The organism is Ralstonia sp. VS2407, assembly GCF_052950655.1.
On the sequence record NZ_JBRFVG010000039.1, the window covers coordinates 1 to 867 of the forward strand.

At 68.5% G+C, this 867-nt stretch carries 1 protein-coding gene and 1 pseudogene; both read left to right on the forward strand.

The annotated features are described in order from the left end of the window. The coding region (locus ACU8YE_RS23665) for a cupin domain-containing protein (protein ID WP_446929770.1) at positions 1-567 on the forward strand (567 nt) is incomplete at its 5' end. Positions 568-601: 34 nt separating this feature from the next. Then, a pseudogene (locus ACU8YE_RS23670) lies at positions 602-867 on the forward strand (glycosyl transferase); the annotation flags it as partial.

Sequence of the window (867 nt, forward strand, 5' to 3'; positions counted from 1 at the left end):
ATCTCATGCGTCGGGATGAAGGACGTCGTCGTGATCGAGACGGCCGACGCGGTGCTGGTCGCGAACAAGCACGACGTGCAGCGTGTGAAGAACATCGTCGCGCGCCTGAAGACCGACCAGCGACCACAGGCGAGCGAGCATCGCAAGGTGCAGCGGCCGTGGGGCCACTACGATTCGATTGATTTCGGCGAGCGCTTCCAGGTGAAGCGGATCGTGGTCGAACCCGGCAAGCGGCTGTCGTTGCAGATGCACTATCACCGCGCCGAGCACTGGATCGTCGTGCGCGGCACCGCGAAGGTGACGCGCGGCACTGAAACATTCCTGCTCGGCGAGAACGAATCGACGTACATCGCCGTCGGCGCGGTTCACCGTCTGGAGAACCCGGGCAGGATTCCGCTCGAGATCATCGAGGTTCAATCGGGCGACTATCCCGGCGAAGACGACATCGTTCGCTTCGACGACCGTTACGGCCGCGCGAGCGCGCAGCACGCGCCCGACGCGGCGAAGCCGGCCGACGCCGAGCGCGCGCCCGCCGCCGGGCCCGCGCGGGCGCTCGGCGCGCAATGAAGAAGCGCGGGCGGATCCGCCCGCGCCGTTTCGCATGAAAGTACTCGTCATCAACGATTTCGCCCGCAAGGGCGGCGCCGAAGAGGTCTACCGCACATCGGTCGACGTCCTGCGCGCGCAGCCGGGCGTCGAAGTCGCGACGTTCGACGAGCGCGCGTTCGCGCTCACGCAAGGCGGCGCGGCGCGCGCGTGGAACGCGCCCGCGGCGCGCGCGCTCGCGGCCGTGCTCGAACGCGAGGCGCCGCAGCGCGTGCTCGTGCACAACTATCACAACCTGCTGTCGCCTTCCGTCGTGCCGGT